At 63.3% G+C, this 20,409-nt stretch carries 20 protein-coding genes and 1 pseudogene; 12 read left to right on the forward strand and 9 right to left on the reverse strand.

The window, feature by feature from the left end; all coding sequences use genetic code 11:
* Positions 1 to 213 precede the first annotated feature (213 nt).
* Positions 214 to 615: a RidA family protein gene (locus tag RAD16_RS39865; protein WP_458163478.1), complete on the forward strand. Its 402-nt coding sequence runs from the start codon at positions 214 to 216 to the stop codon at positions 613 to 615.
* Between the two features lie 8 nt (positions 616 to 623).
* Positions 624 to 1,034 carry an NUDIX hydrolase gene (locus RAD16_RS39870; RefSeq protein ID WP_458163480.1) on the forward strand — a complete coding sequence of 137 codons (411 nt, stop codon included), beginning with the start codon at positions 624 to 626 and terminating at the stop codon, positions 1,032 to 1,034.
* 79 nt (positions 1,035 to 1,113) lie between these two features.
* Here the strand turns inward: RAD16_RS39870 and RAD16_RS39875 are convergent, their stop codons facing one another.
* The 3 genes from RAD16_RS39875 to RAD16_RS39885 form a co-directional block, all read right to left on the reverse strand.
* Positions 1,114 to 1,521, reverse strand: coding sequence for an ACT domain-containing protein (locus RAD16_RS39875; protein ID WP_458163482.1), 408 nt, complete (start codon positions 1,519 to 1,521; stop codon positions 1,114 to 1,116).
* A gap of 367 nt (positions 1,522 to 1,888) precedes the next feature.
* A complete protein-coding gene (locus tag RAD16_RS39880) occupies positions 1,889 to 3,178 on the reverse strand; it encodes a DNA polymerase IV (protein ID WP_458163484.1) in 1,290 nt (429 codons plus the stop codon).
* Positions 3,175 to 3,486, reverse strand: coding sequence for a DUF3572 domain-containing protein (locus tag RAD16_RS39885; protein WP_326899894.1), 312 nt, complete (start codon positions 3,484 to 3,486; stop codon positions 3,175 to 3,177). The genes RAD16_RS39880 and RAD16_RS39885 overlap by 4 nt, the downstream gene beginning before the upstream one ends.
* Positions 3,487 to 3,715: 229 nt before the next feature.
* On the opposite strand from RAD16_RS39885, the gene RAD16_RS39890 reads away from it, so the two are divergent.
* On the forward strand, positions 3,716 to 4,081 hold the full coding sequence (locus RAD16_RS39890; RefSeq protein WP_008566616.1) for a response regulator: 366 nt from the start codon (positions 3,716 to 3,718) through the stop codon (positions 4,079 to 4,081).
* Between the two features lie 14 nt (positions 4,082 to 4,095).
* On the forward strand, positions 4,096 to 5,469 hold the full coding sequence (locus tag RAD16_RS39895) for a PleD family two-component system response regulator (protein WP_458163487.1): 1,374 nt from the start codon (positions 4,096 to 4,098) through the stop codon (positions 5,467 to 5,469).
* Between the two features lie 315 nt (positions 5,470 to 5,784).
* Here RAD16_RS39895 and RAD16_RS39900 read toward each other — a convergent pair whose 3' ends face one another.
* Complete coding sequence (locus RAD16_RS39900) at positions 5,785 to 6,393, reverse strand: TetR/AcrR family transcriptional regulator (protein ID WP_458163489.1); 609 nt, start codon at positions 6,391 to 6,393, stop codon at positions 5,785 to 5,787.
* Between the two features lie 130 nt (positions 6,394 to 6,523).
* Here RAD16_RS39900 and RAD16_RS39905 point away from each other — a divergent pair, with 130 nt between their 5' ends.
* The 3 genes from RAD16_RS39905 (at position 6,524) to RAD16_RS39915 (ending at position 8,747) form a co-directional block, all read left to right on the forward strand.
* Positions 6,524 to 7,762, forward strand: a complete 1,239-nt coding sequence (locus RAD16_RS39905) for an MFS transporter (RefSeq protein WP_458163491.1) — start codon at positions 6,524 to 6,526, stop codon at positions 7,760 to 7,762.
* Positions 7,763 to 7,956: 194 nt separating this feature from the next.
* Positions 7,957 to 8,271 carry a YrhB domain-containing protein gene (locus RAD16_RS39910; protein WP_458163493.1) on the forward strand — a complete coding sequence of 105 codons (315 nt, stop codon included), beginning with the start codon at positions 7,957 to 7,959 and terminating at the stop codon, positions 8,269 to 8,271.
* Positions 8,272 to 8,333: 62 nt separating this feature from the next.
* On the forward strand, positions 8,334 to 8,747 hold the full coding sequence (locus RAD16_RS39915) for a barstar family protein (protein WP_458163495.1): 414 nt from the start codon (positions 8,334 to 8,336) through the stop codon (positions 8,745 to 8,747).
* Between the two features lie 1,280 nt (positions 8,748 to 10,027).
* Here RAD16_RS39915 and RAD16_RS39920 read toward each other — a convergent pair.
* Positions 10,028 to 11,035 (reverse strand): class I SAM-dependent methyltransferase, encoded by a 1,008-nt coding sequence (locus tag RAD16_RS39920; RefSeq protein ID WP_458163497.1) that lies wholly within the window; start codon positions 11,033 to 11,035, stop codon positions 10,028 to 10,030.
* Positions 11,036 to 11,164: 129 nt separating this feature from the next.
* Positions 11,165 to 13,147: a tetratricopeptide repeat protein gene (locus RAD16_RS39925; RefSeq protein WP_458163499.1), complete on the reverse strand. Its 1,983-nt coding sequence runs from the start codon at positions 13,145 to 13,147 to the stop codon at positions 11,165 to 11,167.
* 74 nt (positions 13,148 to 13,221) lie between these two features.
* Here RAD16_RS39925 and RAD16_RS39930 point away from each other — a divergent pair.
* The 4 genes and pseudogenes from RAD16_RS39930 to RAD16_RS39945 all read left to right on the forward strand — a co-directional run.
* Positions 13,222 to 13,565, forward strand: a pseudogene (locus tag RAD16_RS39930) (MFS transporter); the annotation flags it as partial.
* Positions 13,566 to 13,963: 398 nt separating this feature from the next.
* On the forward strand, positions 13,964 to 15,358 hold the full coding sequence (locus RAD16_RS39935; protein ID WP_458163501.1) for an ammonium transporter: 1,395 nt from the start codon (positions 13,964 to 13,966) through the stop codon (positions 15,356 to 15,358).
* A 203-nt stretch (positions 15,359 to 15,561) separates the two neighbouring features.
* Positions 15,562 to 15,906 carry a hypothetical protein gene (locus RAD16_RS39940; protein ID WP_458163503.1) on the forward strand — a complete coding sequence of 115 codons (345 nt, stop codon included), beginning with the start codon at positions 15,562 to 15,564 and terminating at the stop codon, positions 15,904 to 15,906.
* 91 nt (positions 15,907 to 15,997) lie between these two features.
* The gene (locus RAD16_RS39945; protein ID WP_458163505.1) at positions 15,998 to 16,987 is read left to right on the forward strand and encodes a DUF6745 domain-containing protein; all 990 of its coding nucleotides are present in this window, start codon (positions 15,998 to 16,000) and stop codon (positions 16,985 to 16,987) included.
* A 226-nt stretch (positions 16,988 to 17,213) separates the two neighbouring features.
* Here RAD16_RS39945 and RAD16_RS39950 read toward each other — a convergent pair whose 3' ends face one another.
* The 3 genes from RAD16_RS39950 to RAD16_RS39960 form a co-directional block, all read right to left on the reverse strand.
* A complete protein-coding gene (locus RAD16_RS39950) occupies positions 17,214 to 17,744 on the reverse strand; it encodes a hypothetical protein (protein ID WP_458163507.1) in 531 nt (176 codons plus the stop codon).
* A gap of 99 nt (positions 17,745 to 17,843) precedes the next feature.
* Positions 17,844 to 18,011 (reverse strand): 50S ribosomal protein L33, encoded by a 168-nt coding sequence (rpmG, locus tag RAD16_RS39955; protein WP_057756569.1) that lies wholly within the window; start codon positions 18,009 to 18,011, stop codon positions 17,844 to 17,846.
* Positions 18,012 to 18,136: 125 nt separating this feature from the next.
* Positions 18,137 to 19,462 (reverse strand): LLM class flavin-dependent oxidoreductase, encoded by a 1,326-nt coding sequence (locus RAD16_RS39960; protein ID WP_458163509.1) that lies wholly within the window; start codon positions 19,460 to 19,462, stop codon positions 18,137 to 18,139.
* A 410-nt stretch (positions 19,463 to 19,872) separates the two neighbouring features.
* On the opposite strand from RAD16_RS39960, the gene RAD16_RS39965 reads away from it, so the two are divergent.
* Positions 19,873 to 20,235, forward strand: coding sequence for a hypothetical protein (locus RAD16_RS39965; RefSeq protein WP_458163511.1), 363 nt, complete (start codon positions 19,873 to 19,875; stop codon positions 20,233 to 20,235).
* The last annotated feature ends 174 nt before the right edge of the window (positions 20,236 to 20,409 follow it).

Here is a 20,409-nt window from a genome sequence, read left to right on the forward strand (position 1 = left end):
TGACCGACGTCTCAGGGTTCTGCTTCCACCCTTGCACGATCATCCCACTCACACTTCTTTCGGACGTCCGGGAGACAACCCTTCCTCATGCCTCCCCCCTTGACTTGGGACATAAGAGGATGACGGAGTATCAGTGATGCTCCTCGTCGCATCTAGCTCTCAGTGCGCTCTCCAGCTACGCTTCCCCCAACCACAAACTCCGGGAGCCAGCCCATGCCCAAGCTCGATCATCTCCGTCCCAGCGGCCTGCACCACAATCCCGCCTATTCCCACGTCGTCACCGCCACCGGCGCACGCACCATCTACATCTCCGGTCAGGTGTCGACCGACGAGGAAGGCCGGATCGTCGGCGAGGGCGATCTCGCCGCGCAGACCACGCAGGTGATGCAGAATCTCGGCCTTGCGCTGAAGGCGGCCGGCGCGACCTACGCCAACATCGTCAAGATCACGACCTTCGTCGTCGGCTACAAGCCGGAGCTGCGCCCGATCATCGGCAAGGTCCGCTCGGCCTTCTTCGAAGGCATGGAGCCGCCGGCCTCGACGCTCGTCGGCGTCTCAGCGCTCGCGGCGCCGGAATGGCTGATCGAGATCGAGGCGATCGCGGTCGCAGATTGAGACAGGGAATGACTTCGCAGAATTTTATTCGGATCGCGGCTGCGTTGATGAGCAGGAGCGATGGGCGTGTCCTGCTGGTCAGGAAGAAGGCCACTGAAAGCTTCATGCAGCCCGGAGGAAAGATCGAGGCCGGCGAACACCCCGAGGTCGCGCTGCGGCGGGAATTGTCCGAGGAACTCGGGATCGACATCGATCCGGATGAGATGACCTATGTCGGACGCTACACGGCGCCTGCAGCGAATGAGCCCGGCCGGCAGGTCGATGCGGAAATCTTTCGTGTCGCCATCGCGCACTCGGTCAGTCCCGGTGCGGAGATCGAGGAGATTCTCTGGCTGGATCCGAACGCGCCTGGATCGGTGAAGCTCGCGCCCCTCACGCGCGACAAGCTGCTTCCGCTCTGCGCGCGGCCTCTTCCGTAGCTCGGATGGAGCGCAGCGCAATCCGGGAAACCTGTGGCTGAGGAGGCGCTGCCCCGGATCGCGCTGCGCTCCATCCGGGCTACAGGTGCTTGGCCTCTGACATCTCCCGCAGCAGCACCATCGCTTGGTCGGCCCGATCTACGGGCACGAAGAGATGGTCGTGATGAAAGGCCGACACGGCATTCACGCTGATGCCGGCTTTGGCCAGACGCGCCGTGATCGCAGCTAGAAATCCCACGGCGTCGAGTGCGGAGTGAACCGTCAGCGTAATCAGGCGCGAGGGAAATGCGCAACGCAATCCGGCCGCTTCGGCTTCTTCACGCAGAATGACCAGCGTCGTCCCTTCCTGCTCGCGAAACGTCAGCAGCGGATTGAGTGCCGCGGGAATGGAGGCGCTCGGCGCGATCGTGCAGAACGCGAAAATGCGCGGCCGCAGCTCCGGCTTCATGTGCCTCAGCAGCGCGTCGAGATCGCGTTCGCCTGTCACGGTGCCAGCCTCCAAATCGGTAAGATCGTTTGAGCCCCTGCGAAGCTATTGGCGCCAGCGGTCGTTGAAGCCAGAAGCAACATACCTTTGTATATCCCCTCTAATCCTTCTCATGCGCCGATCCTTACGCTGGTACAATTGAGCGACGGCGGGAGATTCTGACAATTTGAGTCCACTCGGGTTACTGCGAGGAAGCTCAAATGAACGTCGTTATTCGAAAGCTCAACGGCTTGTGGCACCTCGTCGTCGGGTCTTGTCATATCCGAACCCCGTTCCTGGAAACTCAGGATCGGCAGTTGGTCGTTCAGTATGCCAGGCGCGCTTATCCAGGTGCACGGATCTTCGAACGCGACTGAGCAGGCGGCCATCAATCCTCGGCCTTCTCCGGCCCCTCATAGGCGATGCCGCGGATCACGGCGGCGCTGCCGAACTTCTTGCGCAAACTGTCCACCGCGCGCTCGGCGTGAGCGGCGCGGCGGTCGAGCATGTCGGTGTCGTCGGCGGGGGAACCGTCGCGCAGCGCGCTGACGCCGGCGCCCATCAGGCGGAAGGCGGTGCCGTCGATCTCTTTCGCCAGCATCTCGCGGCAGATCGAGAAGATCTTTGCGGCGAGCTGGGTCGGGGCCGCGATCGACTGCGAGCGGGTGCGCTGGCGGAAATCGGCGGTCTTCAGCTTCAGCGTCACGGTCGAGCCGGCAAGCTCGCTGCTCTTGAGGCGCGAGGACGTCTTCTCGCACAGCCGCCACAGGATTTTTTCCAGCGTGGCGAAATCGCGGATGTCGGTCTCGAAGGTGGTTTCGCTGGAAATCGTCTTGGCGCCGCGATCCGGCTCGACGCGGCGGTCGTCGATGCCGCGGGCGAGCCGCCACAGCCTGCGGCCATCGCTCGGAAACTGCCGCATCATCTCGATCTCATCGGCTTTCTGAAGATCGGCGATGATGCGGAAGCCGCGCTGCACCAGGCGCTCCTGCGTCGCCGGCCCAACGCCGAAGATGAAGCCGACCGGCTTGTCCGCCAGCATCGCGCGTGCCTCTTCCTGATCGAGCGCGGCAAAGCCGCGCGGCTTGTCGAGGTCGGAGGCGATCTTGGCCAGAAACTTGTTGCAGGACAGGCCAACGGAAACGCTGATCCCGACGTCGCGCTCGATGTCGCGGGCAAAGCGCGCCAGCACCTTTGCCGGCATCATGCCGTGCACCCGTTCGGTGCCGGAGAGATCGAGGAAGGCCTCGTCGATCGAGAGCGGCTCGACCAGCGGCGTCAGCGCCTGCATGGCCTGCCGCACCTCGCGGCCGACCCGGACGTATTTCGCCATGTCGGGCGGGATCACGGTCGCATGCGGGCAGGCCTCCAGGGCCTTGAACATCGGCATGGCCGAGCGGACGCCATAGGTGCGCGCGATGTAGCAGGCGGCCGACACCACGCCGCGCTTGCCGCCGCCGATGATGACGGGCTTGTCGGCGATGTCAGGATTGTCGCGCTTCTCGACTGTCGCATAGAAGGCGTCGCAGTCGATATGGGCGATGGTCAGGCTGGCGAGCGCGCGGTGGCGGACGAGGCGAGGGGAACCGCAGGCGGAACAGCGCCGCACTCCCATATCCAGATCGGCCGAACAATCCCGGCAGAAGCAGCGAGGCCCGGCCGGGTCGGGCGCGGTCACGGCACGTCGCGCTCCCAATTGGGATCACCAAGCGCGTCTCCGAGGACCTGCCGCGCCGCAGCAACGTTGGTCGGATGCAGCTCCGAGGCGCTGGCAAAGGCCTTCACGGTGTCGTCATCGCGCAGTACGAAATCGAGCACGCTGAGGAGGAAATTGGGGTCGGAAGCGGCATTGCGCAGGGTCTCCGGACCGACCCCTGTCTCAGCCAGAAACAGGCCCAGCCGCCCCGGCTCGCCGGCAACGAAGGACAGCGCCTGAATCGCAACGATTTCAGCGACTTCGCGAGGGTTGTGAACAGGCTTTTTCAAGGGTCCGGTTTGCCTTTCCGTTAACTTTCGGTGTCTACTTTGAAACCATCATGCCCGAGTCTCAAGACCGCCGACAAGCAACTGGAAACCACATCGCAGAAAGTCGGGCCTCGGGTTTAACGAAACTCAAGCGAATCTGCGGCTAGTTTGAATCCAGTTTTCGAAGCGCCGGAAAGAGGCGCCTGAGGCGTCACATGTATCGGTCTTTGGGACCAAACAGGAGGGCGGGATGGCTAAGACCGTCCTGATCGTGGAAGACAACGAGCTCAACATGAAGCTCTTCCGCGACCTGTTGGAGGCGCACGGCTACCAGACCTCCGGCACCAGCAACGGATATGAGGCGCTCGACCTCGTTCGCAAGATGCGGCCCGACCTCGTGCTGATGGATATCCAGCTGCCACAGGTGTCGGGCCTCGAAGTCACGCGCTGGATCAAGGACGATCCGGAGCTGCGGGCCATTCCCGTCGTCGCGGTCACTGCGTTCGCGATGAAGGGCGACGAAGAGCGCATTCGCGAGGGCGGCTGCGAGGCTTATTTGTCCAAGCCGATCTCGGTCGGCAAGTTCATTGAGACGGTCCGGCGTTTTATCGGATAGGAAGTGAGTTCACAGTGTCCGCGCGTATCCTGGTTGTCGATGACGTTCCTGCCAACGTCAAACTCCTCGAAGCCCGCCTGTCAGCCGAATATTTCGACGTGATGACGGCCTCGAACGGCACCGAGGCGCTGGCGATCTGCCGCCGCGCCGAATGCGACATCATCCTGCTCGACGTGATGATGCCGGACATGGACGGCTTCGAAGTCTGCCGCCGCATCAAGACCGATCCGGCGACGCACCACATTCCCGTCGTCATGGTCACCGCGCTCGACAGTCCGGCCGACCGCAACCGCGGTCTCGAAGCCGGCGCCGACGATTTCCTCACCAAGCCCGTCTCCGACGTCGTGCTGATCGCGCGCGTGCGCTCGCTGACGCGGCTGAAGATGATGACCGATGAGCTGCGCATGCGCGCCATCACCTCGCTCGAGATCGGCATGCAGGCGCCCGAGCGCAGCGCCGTCGCCGACACCGGCAAGGGCGGCCGCATCCTGCTGGTCGACGACCGCCAGTCCTCCTACGAGCGGCTCGCGACGATCCTCGCCGCCGAGCATACGGTCGACGTCGAGCCGAACCCGACCGAAGCGCTGTTCCACGCCGCCGAGGGCAATTACGATTTGCTGATCGTCTCGCTCGACCTCAACAATTTCGATGGCCTCAGGCTCTGCAGCCAGGCGCGCTCGCTGGAGCGCACGCGGCACGTGCCGATCCTGGCGATCGCCGACCCCGAGAACTCGACGCGGCTGCTCCGCGGCCTCGAGATCGGCGTCAACGACTATCTGCTGCGCCCGATCGACAAGACCGAGCTCCTGGCGCGCGCCCGCACCCAGATCCGCCGCCGCCGCTACACCGACCACCTGCGCGACAACGTGCAGAACTCGATCGAGATGGCGATCACCGACGCGCTCACCGGCCTGCATAATCGCCGCTACATGGAGAGCCATCTGGCAACGCTCGCCGAGCAGGCCTCGACGCGCGGCAAGCCGCTGGCGCTGATGATTTTGGACATCGACTACTTCAAGTCGATCAACGACAATTACGGCCACGACGCCGGCGACGACGTCCTGCGCGAGTTCGCCGTGCGCGTCCGCAAGTCGATCCGCGGCATCGACCTGGCCTGCCGCTACGGCGGCGAGGAGTTCGTCATCGTGATGCCGGAGACCGACCTGCATGTCGCCGGCATGGTCGCCGAGCGTCTGCGCCGCTCGATCGCGGGCGAGCCGTTCGCGATCCACAAGGGGGCAAAGCGCATCGAGGTCACGATCTCGATCGGCCTCACCACGCTGGAGCAGAAGGGCGAGGCCATCGCCGACGTCCTCAAGCGCGCCGACACGGCGCTGTACCGCGCCAAGCACGACGGGCGGAATCGCGTGGTGTCGCAGGCGGCGTAAGGGCTGCCTGCACACAAAAGTGCGAAAACAACCCCATGCACAGTAGCCGACATTAGTCGGATCAATGGGTTACGTGCGCGGCAAAGATGGCTTGCGCGGTGGCGAGGCGGTTTGACTCGTCGGGCAAAACAGGAGCATGTTGGTAGGGTCGAGCAGCCCCTCCAAACGCCGCTGTCATTCCCCGCGAAAGCGGGAATCCAGTGCGCCGCGGCTCCTCGGTTCAATCACAATCGTCTCTGGAATACTGGATCACCTGCTCCAGTGCGTAGTTGCGCACAAGGCGGGTGATGACACCGTTTGATGCGGCGACTGTGCTCAGTGCGGCGGGCGCTTGTCTCGCTTCGTGGGCACAGCCGCATCACCATCCACATCCACCCCCGCATTCCGCAACAGCACCTTCGCCGCTTCCTTCGCCGCGCGCGCCATCGCGGGGTCGTCGCGGACGAGGTCCTGGGCGATGGAGCCGTCGACCAGCAGCACGAGCTGCGTCGCCAGCGCTTCCGCATCGGCAACGCCGAGCTCGCTCAAGCGGTCGCGAAACCAGACGCGGCGGCTTTCCTTGAAGGCGATCGCGATCTTCTTCACCGCGCGGTCCGCGGGGCCAAGCTCGGCGACCGCATTCACGAACGGGCAGCCGCGAAAGTCCTTTGCCGCAAAGCGCCGCTCCAGCGAATCGAAGGTCGCGAGAATCTGCTCGGCCGGCGGCTTGTCCGAGGGACGGGCGTGCACGAAGCGGCGTTCGAGATAGGCCGCGATCAGCGCGTCCTTGGAGGGGAAGTGGTTGTAGAGCGTGCGCTTGCTGATGCCGACCTCGGCCGCGAGTGTGTCGACGCCGATCGCGCGAATGCCTTGCAGATAGAACAGCTTGTCGGCGGTCTCGAGGATCCGCTCCTTCATCGTCTGTGGGGGCGTCGGGGGAGCCATGCAGTCCTGCGCGTCCTGTTTGCTTGACAGCGTCCGCCTTTCATAGCCTAAGTACACAGGTCTGTGTAACCAAAATCAAGCGAAATTCCAGACGACGGCAGTCGCGCCGTGCCCCCGAGGGAGAACAAAAATGCCCCTGTTGCAGGTCCTGCGTCCGACATTGCCCATCCTGATCGGCGCCTCCATCATGCTGACGCTGAGCATGGGGCTGCGGCAGAGCCTCGGCATCTTCATGCAGCCGCTGACGCATGACATCCACATCTCGATCTCGGATTTCACGCTGGCGCTGGCCGTGCAAAACCTCGCCTGGGGCTTCCTGCAGCCGCTCGCCGGTGCGATGACCGTGCGTTACGGCTTCCGTCCCATCATGATCGTGGGATCGCTGATGTACATCGTCGGCCTCATTCTGATGGCGACCGCGGGCGGTCTTGTCAGCATCATGATCGGTGCCGGCGTGCTGATCGGGACGTCGCTGGCCTGCACGGCGGCGGCGATCGCGATGTCGGTGGCGGCGCGTGCGGTGCCCGCAACGGTGCGCTCCACCGTGCTCGGCATCGTCTCCGGCGCGGGCTCGCTCGGCGCGCTGCTGTCGGCGCCGATCGGGCAGATGCTCAATGAGGGTTTTGGCTGGCGCATCGGGCTCGCCGGCTTCGTCATCATGTCGGTGCTGATGATCCCCGCGGCCTGGTACGCCGGCCGCGTCGACGCCATTCCGCTGCCGAGGCCGGCCGCCCATGATATCGGCGATGCCACGGCCGCCTCCGTGACCAGGGCGGCGTTCGGCAACGCCCCCTTTGTGGTGATGACCTGCGCCTATCTCGTCTGCGGCATGCAGCTCGTCTTCCTCACCACGCATCTGCCGTCGTATCTGGCGATCTGCGGCCTCGATCCGATGCTGAGCGCGCAGACGCTCGGCATGATCGGCGGGTTCAACGTGCTCGGCTCGCTGTTCTTCGGCTGGGCCGGCCAGCGCTGGAACAAGCTGGCCCTGCTCGGCGGGATCTACATCCTGCGTTCGATCGCGCTCGCCTGGTATTTCATGCTGCCGGCGACGTCGTTCTCGACGCTGCTGTTCGGTGCCATCATGGGCTTCCTCTGGATGGGCGTCGGCCCGCTGGTCGCAGGCGCCGTCGCCGAGATGTTCGGCCTGCGCTGGCAGGCGATGATCCAGGGCCTTGCCTTCATGAGCCACCAGATCGGCAGCTTCCTCGGCGCCTACGGAGGAGGGGTGCTCTACGACGCGCTCGGATCGTACACCATGGCCTGGCGCATCGGCGTGGCGCTGGGTCTCGCCGGCGGCATCATCCAGGTCGCGTTCGCGCTGATCCGGCCGTCGCAGCCGCCGGCGCCGGTGTTGAAGGCGGCGTAGCTTGGGCGTGGGCTTGCCAGTCGTCCGCTCGAAGTGAGGGGCGGATGTCGCGCGGCTTGGTCATGACTGGCAGCAGATGATCCCCGCAACAAAACAGCCTTGCAGCCAGAAGAGCATTTAGCTGATCATACCCGTTGCTCAGACCGAACCGTGAGCCTGACGATCTTCACTTGAGCCGACGGGATAGCAACGAAATGGATTTCGAGAAGGCAGCAGCGCTGGCAACAACATGGGTTGACCTAAAATGCGAGGGGCAGGCTCGCATCCAGCGCGAGCTCACAATCGCAAAGCCCTACGGTTGGGTATTCTTTTATCAATCCAGGGAATTCTTGGATACCGGTGACTTTTCGGAAGTACTTGTTGGAAATGCGCCCATCATTGTGGACAGAGATTCCCTTGAGCTGCGCCTGACGGGCACGGCAAAGCCGCTGGAGCATTATCTGGAGGAGTACGAGAGAACTCTCCCTCCGGCGGCCCTTCAACGCAGGCCGCAGCCTCCGACTTGGTAATCGGTTCAACAACTGACGCAATACGGTCGATCGACGACCCGCTGAGGATCGGAGATACATCCATGACGGCTTTGAAGAAAATGCTCCACATTGACGGGACCGAATTTTCGACATTGGAAGGATTTTACGATCACGTCAGCCTTCGCATTATCCCGGATGCCGAGTGGGGCAGAAATCTCGACGCCTTCAACGATATTCTGCGAGGTGGCTTTGGGACGCCGGAAGAAGGCTTTGTGTTTTGCTGGAACAACCACGAAATCTCCCAGCGAAACCTGGGATATGACGAGACTGCGCGCCAATTGCGGAAAAGGCTGGAGCGATGTCACCCTTCCAATACGGCTTCAGTCGAAAGCTACCTGGCTGAGGCGCTCAGGCGCGAAGGGCCGACGGTATTTGACTGGCTTGTCGATATCATCCGGCGCCATTGTCCCGGCGGCAGAGAGGAAGCGGATGGCATCGAACTTGTTCTTCGATGACGGTCTTCGCGAGAGCCTCGATCACGCGCCGCAAGATTGGCCGCGCGTGGTCTAGCCTGGAGGGGGCGGCGAGGGGCTCTGGTTGTCCCAGCTTCCGAAGGGGGTGGAGCTATCCACATTTCGACAGAAGCCAGCGGATCCAGCAACGGCAAATGGCTTTTCACGGGAATAGACCAAAATGATGCAACGATCCCGCTGGAGATGTGGAAAGCCGTTACCATGCTCTTTGAGGTGGGTCACACTTTTCCGCCCTTGCCCAAATGCGAAGGCCATAGGGGATCAAATAGCAACGGGGCCAGATGGCCCCGCACCAGTCTTCAGTCGATTCCGCGATTCAGCTCGCTGCTCGCTTAGCGACGTGCCGGCCGCTTGAGGTCTGCGACCTTGAACCTGTTGCCGGCCTGCAGGCTGCTGCAAAACCAGTGGGCTCTGTTGCGAAACTCGCCCAGGAACACCTTCGTCTCGACGCAATTCTCGTAGGATGTATGGGTGATGGTGTCTCGGCACGTTGGCGAGAAAGGTCCATAGTTCAGACCGCCGCCCGACTCGCTGCATCCAACCCAGGGATCTTTGCCGTGCGGGAAGCTTGACGCACAGCCACCGTTGCAGCTGCTGGCGACTCTCTCCAGGCTGGCAAACCTCCCCATCACTGAACCCGGGGCATACGAAGGTGTCCGTGCAGCTGACGATGACGTTTGTGTGGTTGACGACGTTCGGCGAGACGCTCCCGCGTTTGTCACGCGCTCCGCTCGATGCGGCCTTTCCACCTGCTTCGGCGCATCGACCGAGACGGGGGGAAGCGTGGCGGTGGAGCCTGTTGGGATCTGCGACAAGGCCGGGCTGCACAGCAGGGCAGTTGACAGGGCAGCGATGACTGAAGGCACGACAAAGCCTGACGACAATCTCATGACATGACCTCCCAAATCCGAGCCGGAAATGCCGTCCCGGTAAGTGCACGATAACATGCATTTGCAGTCGAGCAACCGAGGGTTGATGAGATGTCTGCCGATAAAATCGCCATCGGCATGCGGCGCGTCCGGGCCACGAGGGGGGCGGATGCACTTGCGCGCGGTGCACCAATCACGCAGGCAGCAGCGACGACTGATCCTGCTTTGAGCGCCATGCGGACGCCAGTCTTCCAGCTCGATGCGCGCTGCCGCTGGCGCCGGAACGCAACCTTCCGCGAACGTGATCGTCTCGAGCCGCGTCCCGAACGCCAGTGGCAGCGTTCCAGGCGCCCACCGCAGGTCGGTCAATCGGAGGCGAAAGAGCGGCTTACGCTACGAGGCTTTTTCGATCTTCACCCAGAGTGCGCTACCCAGATTCGATGAGTTTCTGGCGGCGTATGCCCATGCCGGTAACCGCGTTGGTGAAAGCGCAAGTGCAAGCAAAGCTTGCGTCATCCGTTGCGCTTTACTCCGCGGCAAGCCGCGCACGAACTCGCCCACGCTGCCCGGCTTCTCTGCCCTGCATAAAAAGCTGTCTGTAATGTCTTGCTGAAGGAAGGTCTTGAGATTGAACGGCTCCTGCTCGCACTTGCTCAATTGCAAGCCCTGTCGTTGACATAAGGCCTCGAATGCCGCCGTCGTCCACCGGCCAATGTGATTTGGTGGCATGTCTAGGAGCGAACCGTGGCGCTCCATATAGCACGTTCGGATGTCGTTCGGGACGGCAATGAAGACGGAGCCGTGCGGCTTCAGGAGGTATTTCAATCGAGCGAACACGTCATCCACGCGATCCATGTGCTCGAAGACTTGAAACATGAAGATGATGTCGAAGGCTTCCTTCAGGGAGTCGAAAACAGCCTCTCGCAGATCGACTGAAAAGGGCTTGTAGCCTTTCGATTGCAATGCGAGCCGCGCTGTGTCGTTGTAGTCCAGGGCATAAATATCGGACGTGTGGAAGAACCTGTCCTTGATGAGATCGAGAAAATACCCAAATCCCGCCCCGACATCGATGATGGTTTTTCCGGCAGTCGTCATGCCGTTGAGCTCTTCGATCGTCCTTGCATACTCCCATTTCGTGGTCGGATAAGAGGGGTTTGGCGCGGCCAGATTATAGAAGTCAGCGCCACCCGCCACGAACGGATCTGCAAAGCCGAATCCACAGTCCGTGCATCTTCGGACATCGCAGGTGTTGCGGCCCCAGAGCCGCGACAGATAATGCGTCAAATCCCGAGAGCGATCCGGATATCGCCGTGGATTGACGAAGGATCGCGAGGCCTGGTCTGCAGTCACTTCGAACAATTTCGCAGTTGATGCATGGCCACATGCGGGGCAGGTGCTCATCTGCTGACTCTCTCGGGGTCTTCAGCCTGGACCAGAATGGTCCAGCCCAAATTGTCCCGTCATCCTTCAAATGAAGGCTGCGAAGCGGATGATCACCCGTTCACGTCCTTGAGCGGGCCCGCGCGACGATCAGGCGGGCAACAGTGTCGCCTGATCGTGGCTTGACCGCCGGGCGGCGATCCGCCCCTCGAGTTCGCAGCGAATGTCGTCCACCACGCTGGCCCAATCGCCCCGCTTGGGTTGCCTGAACAGCTTCATCGACTGGTACCACGGGCTGTCGTCGCGATTGAGCAGCCAGCGCCAGTCCGGGTTGAAAGCGACCATCGTCCAGACCGGAACACCCAGCGCGCCGGCGAGATGAACAACACTGGTGTCGACCGAGATCACCAGATCGAGACAAGAAACCAGCGCCGCCGTTTCGGTGAAATCGGTCAGATGTTCCGTGAGGTCGACGATGTCAGGGTGTTCGGCGAGGAAGGCGCGGTCCTGATCGCGGACGCCTTTCTGCAGGCTGACGAACCGGACGTCGCAATCGAGGAGGGGCGCGAGCGTGCGCAGGGGCATCGATCGGTTGTGATCGTTCTTGTGGTCGGGATTGCCGGCCCAGACCAGACCGACGCGGAGGCGCGTGCGGGGGCCAAGCCGGTTGTCCCACGCCGTCACGCGCGCAGCCGGCGGCGCAGGAACGTAGCCCTCCGCGAACGGGATCGTATCGAGCCGCGTCCCGAATGCGAGCGGCAGCGTTCCAAGCGGGCAGTGCAGGTCGAACACCGGCGATGACGATCGGCCGACACATTCGGCGACCCCGGTGATGCCGCCCAGGAGTTGCTGGATCGGAGGCTCGACCTCCAGGATGACCCGGGCGCCGAGCGCGGCCACCTTGGGCACATAGCGGGCGAACTGGATCGCATCGCCCAGCCCCTCGTCGGAGTGAAGCAGGACGGTCTTGCCTGCGATCGGCTGGTCGCCAAGCCAAAGGGGCTGGGAGAATCCGCGATCCACCAGACCGGCGGACGGAAGTTTCCAACGCGCTTCGCGCGCAAGCCAGCCTCGCTCAAAATCTCCGGTCAAGAGCTGCAGCGTCGCCAGATAGAACAGCGCCTGCACATCGTTAGGGGCGACCGCCAGGGATTTTTGAAGGGTGGCGACAGCTTCATCGAGCAATTGCAGATGCATCAACACCACGGCCTTGTTGTTGAGCACCGCATGAGAGTCCGGGCGAAGGGCCAGCGCCCGATCGAAACAGGCAAAGGCCTGCTCCAGCCGGCCGGATCGCCAATGCAGCAGGCCGAGATTGTTGTGCGTCTCCGGAAGGCGTGGATCCAGTGCGATGGATTTTTCGTAGTCGGCCGCGGCGTCCTCGAACCGCTTCAGCTCCGAGTGGCAAACGCCGCGCATCTGATACAGGGCTGCGGAGTTTTGACTCAGCTTCTCGGCAACGTCGAAGCATTTGACGGCGTCGGCATGCCGGCCGAGCTCGAGCAGCAGCATGCCGCAATTGTGCGCAGCCTCCCAATAGTGCGGATGCAGTTTGAGCGCCTGCTGCAGATGCTGCGCAGCCTCGTCCCTGTGCCCGAGCTGCCAGAGCAGATTGCCGAGGTGATTCCAGAGGCCGGCATCGTCAGGCTTGAGCTTCAAGGCCCGGCCGTAGTGTTGCCGCGCGTCGTCGAGCTTGCCCTGCCGCTGGAACACCGTGGCGAGGCTCAGCAGGTACTCCGCCTTCGGATCCTGCTGGATCGCGCGGGCGATCCATTCCGCGGCGGCGTCAGGCTGCTGCGCGTGAAAGCAGAGCACGCCGAGCAGATGGAGGGCATCCGGGTGCTGCTCGTCCAGCGTCAGCGCCTGCTGGCAACACAACTCGGCCTCGGCAATCCGACCCGATTGAAAATGCGCAAAGCCTGCCTGGCAGATCGCCGCCGACGTCATCTTTCCGGATTGTTTGGCCGCGACCCGGCGCTCTCTGCGATTCATGGACGGCTGGACGATGATCCGAAGCAGCCTCACGATCGAACGTAGCGAGGCTCTTCCTCCTAACCACGCCAGGATTTCGCGAGGCTGGTGGCTGCTCGTCCATGACGAAGCTCTCGTGCCCCGGATGCAGCGCAGCGTCACTTCGACGGTGCGCTGCTGAGCCGGGGCCCATGTCTCCGCAGTGCACTGTGTGGCTTTCTATGGGTCCCGGCCCGCTGGTGCTGGCCTGGTACTTCATGCTGCCGCTGTCGGAAGCCTCGACGCTGGTGTTCGGCGCGCTGATGGGGTTCCTCTGGTTCGGCGTGGGGCCGTTGGTTGAGGGCGCTGTCGCAGAGATGTTCGGCCTGCAATGGCGGGCGATGATCCAGGGGCTCGCCTTCATGAGCCACTAGGTCGTAGCTTCGTCGGCGCCTATGGCGGCGGGCTGATCTATGACGCGCTCGGCTCCTACAACATGGCCTGGCGGATCGGCGTCGCGGTGGGGCTCGCCGCCGGCATCGTTCAGATCGCGTTTGCGCTGATAAAGCCGACGGCGCCACCCGCGCTGCGAACCGCATAGGCATCGTCAGCGATTGCTTATTTGTTGGGCTATGCGCTGCTGCGTGACGCAGCGCATAGCGCGATTGCCGCAAAGCAGCAAACTGGAATCGCTGCGCATTCAGTAGCTTGAATGAATCGCATCGATGGTGCGAACCTTGCATGTCCTTTGACCAGGAATTGGAACCGTCTCTGACGCTTTCCGATCTGGCGACAAGGGAAAGGCCGATAAGCCATGAGGCTGGTCGCCGCCAGTCTCCAGTCATCGACGCTCGACGACCTCATCGCGCCGAGCCGCGATCATTATGTCCCAAAAACCCGAGCTGATCGCGCTGGCGTCGTCACGCCGGCGCGAACGATCGTTTCCGCGGTTCCACTCGAACAATGCCCAGAAGACATCTCTTGCGACTTGGGAGGACGATGATGGAGTCAAGAACATCCACGCGCCAAAGGCTCGTGACGTTGTTGGTCGCGCTGTTGGGAATTGCGCTTCTCTACCTCGCCCTCGGCGAGGTCGCGCTGGCCGAGGATGCGGCCCCGCCCGCTTGCGGCGGCAAGATCCTCGAGAAGTGCACGCCCAATCCTGGGGACACCGCCTGGATGCTCACCTCCGTTGCGCTGGTGCTGATGATGACGGTCCCGGGTCTCGGGCTGTTCTATGGCGGCATGGTGCGCAAGAAGAACGTGGGCGACACCGTGATGACGAGTTTTGCGGTGACGTGCCTCGTCACCATCCTGTTCGCGATCCTGACCTACAGCCTGGCCTTCCGCGCCGGCACGCCGTTCATCGGCGGGCTGGACCGCATGTTTCTGAAGGATATCCTCAGCGACATCGGCAAAGGCGGGATCGGTAATCCCAATCCGCTCGCAGCGACGATCCCCGAGAGCGTCTACATCTGCTTCCAGATGACCTTTGCGATCATCACGCCGGCGCTGATTGCCGGCGCGTTCGCCGAGCGGATGAAGTTCTCCGCGATGCTCTGGTTCATCGGCCTATGGGCGATCTTCGTCTATGCGCCGATCGCGCATTGGGTGTGGGGCCCTGACGGCATCTTCGCCTCCGGCAACGACGCCGCCTGGGTCAAGGTGCTCGATTTCGCCGGCGGGACCGTGGTGCATATCAATGCCGGCGTGGCCGGCCTGATGTGCGCCATCATGCTTGGCAAGCGCAAGGAGACGGGACCGGCCCATAACATGGTGCTGACCTTCATCGGCGCCTCGCTGCTCTGGGTCGGCTGGTTCGGCTTCAACGCCGGCTCGGCGGTGACGGCGGGCATGCAAGCCGGCATGGCGATGCTGGTGACGCAGATCGCAACTGCGGTCGCCGGCTTCACCTGGATGCTGGTGGAGTGGTCGCTCAAGGGCAAGCCGACGGTTGTCGGCATCTGCTCGGGCGCGGTCGCGGGCCTCGTCGCCATCACACCGGCGTCCGGTTTCGTCAGCCCGGTAGGGGCCTTCGTGATCGGGATCGCGGCCGGTGTCCTCTGCTACTGGGGATGCACCGGGCTGAAGGCCATGTTCAGCTATGACGATGCGCTCGATTGCTTCGGCGTCCACGCCGTCGGCGGGATCGTCGGCGCGCTGCTCACCGGCATCTTCGCCGTCGAGCAATATGGCGGCACTGCGGGTGCTCTGGAGGGAAACCCGATCCAGTTCGTCAACCAGTGCATCGGCGTCGCCACGGTCTTTGTCTACGATGCCGTCGTCAGCCTGATCATCCTCTACGTGGTCAAGCTGTTCGTCGGTTTGCGGGTATCGGAGGATATGGAGCGCGACGGTCTCGATCTCGCACTGCATGGCGAGGTCGTGCACTAGAGCATGATCCGGAAAAGTGTGAAGCGGTTTTCCCTCGCGACAAACGCGGAACGCGTTTGCGCGGAGATCATGCTCAAACAATAACCTTAAGCGCGATGACGATTCATCCCAATCGCATCGCGCTTTAGACCGTCGACAAGGATGTTGAACCAACCCGGGCCATCCGCGTACGCGGCGGATGTGCCGGCACGGGAGAAGGCACGATGACCGAGATCTTTGCGCAAGGTGACCTGCTGATCGAGCGGGTGTCCGATGTCGCGCCATCGGGAACGCTCACGGAGACCGCCGAAGGTGTGCCGCTGGTCCTGCTGGAGGGCGAGGCCACCGGACATTGTCATGCGATCCGCGAGCGCGTGACGGTGTTTCGCGACGACGATCTGGCGCGCGACATTCCGGCCGGGCTCTATCTCGGGCATCTCCAGATTGCCTCGGCCTATGCGCGGGTGACGCATCAGGAGCATGCGCCGCTGACGCTGCCGCGCGGGACCTATCGGGTGCGCCGCCAGCGTGAGTTGGGGCCGCGAGATGCGCGCGTCCTCGCCGACTGAGCAGACGGCGGCGTTGGGCGATTACCGTGCGCGGTGGAGAGCCGTCCGACGCTCGACCGCGCCTGCCGATCGCGACAGCGCGGAGCAGGGCGTGCGGCTTGCCTATCGTGCTGCAGGACTGGAGCCGCCGGCCCGCATCGTCTGGTGCGACGGCCCGCAGGCGTTGGCCGGGCTTGCCGTGTCGCGCGATGACGGCCGCAATCTCCGCTTTCAGCTCGTCGATCGGCTTCGCCATCAAATCATTTCGAAAATCGAGGCGCGGATTCACCGGAAGGTGCTTGCCGCGGTCGACAGCGCAGTCAATCCCGCGGACGCGCTGGTTACTGCTGCGGCCGAGGCGGTGATACGGAACTTGCCGGAGCAGAACCTCTCCGTGCTGGGCCAGCTGCGCCGAACCGGTCTGTCGCTCGCTGGCGTGCTGCAGGCGCTCACCGCCCCGCGGAGCTTTTCGAGCTGCGCGGCGGGGTCGCACGATCTGTCGTGGCTGGGTGCTTACGACTATCTCCGCGAGGTCCTCGATTTGCACGCCGAGACCGAGCCGCTGCGCGGCCTGATGCAACTCGCGACGAGCGTGGGCTGGCTGCTGCCGCACGAGCACTGCTGCTGGCTCGCAGAGCGACCGAACCTGTTATGCGCTGATGCGCGCGACCGGCTGCATCACGCCAGCGGTCCGGCGCTGCGTTATCCCGACGGCTGGTCGATCTGGGCCTGGCGCGGGGTGGAGGTGCCCCGCTGGATCATCGAGCACCAGGACCGGATCACGCTCGCTGCGATCGACGACCAGATCGACGTCCAGGTCCGCCGCTGTATGATCGAGATCATGACGCCGGAGCGTTACGTCGCGCTCGGCGGCGCCACCCGCGTGGCCGAGGACGAGACCGGAATCCTGTGGCGCCGCAACTGGCTCGCCGCCGACGCCTGGGCCGCCGTGGAGGTCGTCAACGCCACGCCCGAGCCGGACGGCGCGCGCAGGCATTTCTTCCTCCAGGTGCCGGCCAATCTGCACACGCCGCGCGAAGCGGTTGCGTGGACCTACGGCATGAGGGCAGAGGCCTATGCACACCTCGTGGTGAGGACGTGAGGCACATCTTTTTGGCGGCTAGAGCAGAATGGCCTTTGGTTGAATCGATCGAGCCGCGGGATCACTCAACCTCTCCCGCTTGCTTGCGGGAGAGGTCGGCGTGAGCGCCGGGTAAGGGCTTTCTCCTCTTGGGGGGTCTCGATTGCGGAGACACCCTCTCCCCAGCCCGAGCGGGGAGGGAGCGCATCTTCTCCATGGCAACCAGCCAAGCCCAATTTCACCCGCCTTAACTGCGGTAGTAGCGCCACATCCGCAGGAAGGTGCGATGGATCATGTCCGGCGGCTGATCGAACGGCTCGACATTGATCCGCACCATGTTGGTGTGGCTCATCCGCCAGGGTAGCCGCATCAGCCAGCGCCAGGACGGCTGCTTGCGCCAGTCGGCCACGAGCGCGCTGGTGAGCGGCGTGTTCAGCACGATCTGCAGTTCATGCACCGTCATGGCGCGCTCGGCGATCTCGACAAGGTCGATGCGCTCGATGGCGCGCCAGCGGATCAGGCCGAAGGCCTGGACGAAGATGCCGTACTGGTTCGCGCCGATCGTGGGCCGGCCGGTCTCGAGCAGTGGAATATTGTAGTAGGTAAACCCGGCCGCGAGCGCCGCGAGCGCAAGCCAGTAGAACTCGCCGGTGAGAAACGCGGCCGCGCAGAAGATCGCGGCCAGCGCCGCCGTGACGTAAACCGGGAAATAGACATCGTCGCGGCCATAAGCGACCGAGTAGCCGCCGACATGTTCCTCGTCCAGGGCTGCGCTCATGGGCGTGGAGGCTACGACCATCGACCGCAAATAAAAACGGCCGCAAATAAAAACGGGGCCGCGAAGGGCCCCGTCAAAGTCGTTCGGCGTTCCGCGATCTTACTTGATCTTGGCTTCCTTGAACTCGACGTGCTTGCGCGCGACCGGATCGTACTTCTTCTTGACCAGCTTGTCGGTCATGGTGCGCGAGTTCTTCTTGGCGACGTAGTAGAACCCGGTGTCGGCCGAGGACACGAGCTTGACCTTGATGGTGACCGCTTTGGCCATGTTCTGAACCTCAGAATATTGGGGAATCTGGAGCCGGCCAAACGGCCCGCGTTGGCCGGCAACCTAGCCAGAAACCGCCTGATGTCAAGGTTTTACACCCGGAAAACCACTCGAATCGGGCCTTTTCACCCCTCGAAGAAGCGGTTTTTCGGTCGGGGAAGGCCCAAATTCTCCCTCAGAGTGGCCCCTTCATACTCTTTCCGGAAAATCCCGCGCTTCTGCAGCTCCGGGACGACCTTGTCGACGAAGTCGTCGAGGCCGGCGGGCAGGAACGGGAACATGATGTTGAAGCCGTCGGAGCCGCGCCCGACCAGCCATTCCTCCATCTGGTCGGCGATGGTTTTGGCGGTGCCGACGAAGGACAGCCCGCCATAGCCGCCGACGCGCTGGGCGAGCTGGCGCACGGTGAGCTTGTCGCGCCTGGCGAGGTCGACCATGCGCTGCCGGCCGCTCTTGCTGGCATTGGTCTCGGGGATGTCAGGCAGCTGGCCATCCGGATCGAAGCCGGAGGCATCGGTGCCGAGAATGACGGACAACGAGGCGATGGCGCTGTCGTAGTGCACGCGGCTGTCGAGCAGCGCGCGCTTCTCCTTGGCCTCGTCGACGCTGTCGCCGACCACCACGAAAGCGCCGGGCAAAATCTTTAGGTGTTCAGGGTCGCGGCCGATCTTTTCCATGCGGCCCTTGATGTCGTCATAGAGCTTCTGCCCGTCGGCGAGGCTGCCGCCGCCGGTGAACACGGCCTCCGCCGTTTCGGCCGCAAGCTGCTTGCCGTCCTCGGAGGCGCCGGCCTGCACGATCACCGGCCAGCCCTGCACCGGGCGGGCGATGTTGAGCGGGCCGCGCACCTTCAGATATTTGCCGTTGTGGTCGAGCACATGCATCTTCGACGGCTCGAAGAACAACCCGCTCTCGACGTCGCGCACGAAGGCGTCGTCGGCGAAGGAATCCCAGAGGCCCGTGACGACGTCGTAGAACTCGCGGGCGCGCTTGTAGCGCTCGGCATGCTCCATGTGGTCGTCAAGACCGAAATTCAGCGCCGCATCCGGGTTCGAGGTGGTGACGATGTTCCAGCCCGCGCGGCCGCCGCTGAGATGGTCGAGCGAGGCGAAGCGGCGGGCGACGTGATAGGGCTCGTCGAACGTGGTCGAGCCCGTCGCGATCAGGCCGATCCGCTCGGTGACCGCGGAGAGAGCAGACAGCAGCGTGAACGGCTCGAACGAGGTCACGGTATGGCTGCGCTTGAGCGCATTGACCGGCATGTTCAGCACGGCGAGGTGATCGGCCATGAAGAAGGCGTCGAACTTGCCGGCCTCGAGCTTCTGGATCAGCGTCTTGATGTGACCGAAATTGAAATTGGCGTCGGGCCAGGCCCCGGGATAGCGCCAGGCGCCGGTGTGGATGCTGATCGGGCGCATGAACGCGCCAAGCTTGAGTTGCCGTTGTGCCATCGCGCGCCCTTGGTCCGTTCTGGGTGTGGTTCGGAAAGACATAGGGACGCGGAGGAACTCCGCCATTGGCAGGGCAGGGAAGATTCTTTTGTTTTTCGGTGCGCCCCCAGCACGTTCTCGTCATTCCGGGGCGCCGCGGAGCGGCGAGCCCGGAATCCATTGGGCCGCGGAAACTGGCGAGGGATGGATTCCGGGCTCGCGCTTCGCGCGCCCCGGAATGACGGCGGCGGGAGAGCGGGCCCATCGAACCAATCCGCCGCTCGCACCGACCCAAGCCAAGACCTTCAAGCCAAGACCTTTGCTCCCGAGGAGAGTTTTGATGGCAGGCGCAATGGCGGCGAGCGGTTATCTGCTGTGGAACGTCGCGCTCGGCCTGCGCCAGGATTTTTCCGGTTTTGGACGTCTTGCCGATGATCTCGTGCCGGTGCTGGTGTTCACGGGACTGGGACTGCTGGTCGGCATCCCCGGCGTCATCCTATTTCGTGGTGCTCAACGAGACGCTGCGCCAGATCGTGATCACCAGGCAGTTCGGACCGCTGAATATCCGCAGGCGCCGCGATCTCGCCGACTATCACTTCATCAGCATCACCGACGACTATGATGCGGACCTGACGACCTACGACGTCAATCTCTGTGGCAAGGGCACCGAGCCGATCACGCTGGTGAGCTTCACGCGGCGTGAGGAGGCGGACCAGCTCGCAAGCGAGATCGGCCGCGTCCTCAAGCTGCCGGCGCGCGACTATGTCGGCACCGAGCCTGATGCGGACGCTTGAAGGCGCCCGTAGCCCGGATGGAGCGCAGCGCAATCCGGGAAAGTCCCTGGAGTGCACCCCAAAAGTGAGACACGGGAAATTAGGGACAGTTCTCTAACGGAGAACGTATGCCCAACAAATCACCCCGTGTTTTCAGCCGAGAGTTCAAGCTCGAGGCAGTCCGTCGCATTCTGG

This window comes from Bradyrhizobium sp. 18BD (genome assembly GCF_054185225.1).

Excerpts from the sequence above, each read along its gene's own strand:
- RAD16_RS39865 (WP_458163478.1), top strand. The coding sequence starts at position 214 with ATGCCCAAGCTCGATCATCTCCGTCCCAGCGGCCTGCACCACAATCCC.
- RAD16_RS39965 (WP_458163511.1), top strand. The coding sequence starts at position 19,873 with ATGATCTCGTGCCGGTGCTGGTGTTCACGGGACTGGGACTGCTGGTCG.
- RAD16_RS39900 (WP_458163489.1), bottom strand. The coding sequence starts at position 6,393 with ATGGCTCCCCCGACGCCCCCACAGACGATGAAGGAGCGGATCCTCGAG.
- RAD16_RS39940 (WP_458163503.1), top strand. The coding sequence starts at position 15,562 with ATGACCGAGATCTTTGCGCAAGGTGACCTGCTGATCGAGCGGGTGTCC.
- RAD16_RS39960 (WP_458163509.1), bottom strand. The coding sequence starts at position 19,462 with ATGGCACAACGGCAACTCAAGCTTGGCGCGTTCATGCGCCCGATCAGC.
- RAD16_RS39905 (WP_458163491.1), top strand. The coding sequence starts at position 6,524 with ATGCCCCTGTTGCAGGTCCTGCGTCCGACATTGCCCATCCTGATCGGC.
- RAD16_RS39915 (WP_458163495.1), top strand. The coding sequence starts at position 8,334 with ATGACGGCTTTGAAGAAAATGCTCCACATTGACGGGACCGAATTTTCG.
- RAD16_RS39910 (WP_458163493.1), top strand. The coding sequence starts at position 7,957 with ATGGATTTCGAGAAGGCAGCAGCGCTGGCAACAACATGGGTTGACCTA.
- RAD16_RS39920 (WP_458163497.1), bottom strand. The coding sequence starts at position 11,035 with ATGAGCACCTGCCCCGCATGTGGCCATGCATCAACTGCGAAATTGTTC.
- RAD16_RS39870 (WP_458163480.1), top strand. The coding sequence starts at position 624 with ATGACTTCGCAGAATTTTATTCGGATCGCGGCTGCGTTGATGAGCAGG.
- RAD16_RS39890 (WP_008566616.1), top strand. The coding sequence starts at position 3,716 with ATGGCTAAGACCGTCCTGATCGTGGAAGACAACGAGCTCAACATGAAG.
- RAD16_RS39950 (WP_458163507.1), bottom strand. The coding sequence starts at position 17,744 with ATGAGCGCAGCCCTGGACGAGGAACATGTCGGCGGCTACTCGGTCGCT.
- rpmG (WP_057756569.1), bottom strand. The coding sequence starts at position 18,011 with ATGGCCAAAGCGGTCACCATCAAGGTCAAGCTCGTGTCCTCGGCCGAC.
- RAD16_RS39935 (WP_458163501.1), top strand. The coding sequence starts at position 13,964 with ATGATGGAGTCAAGAACATCCACGCGCCAAAGGCTCGTGACGTTGTTG.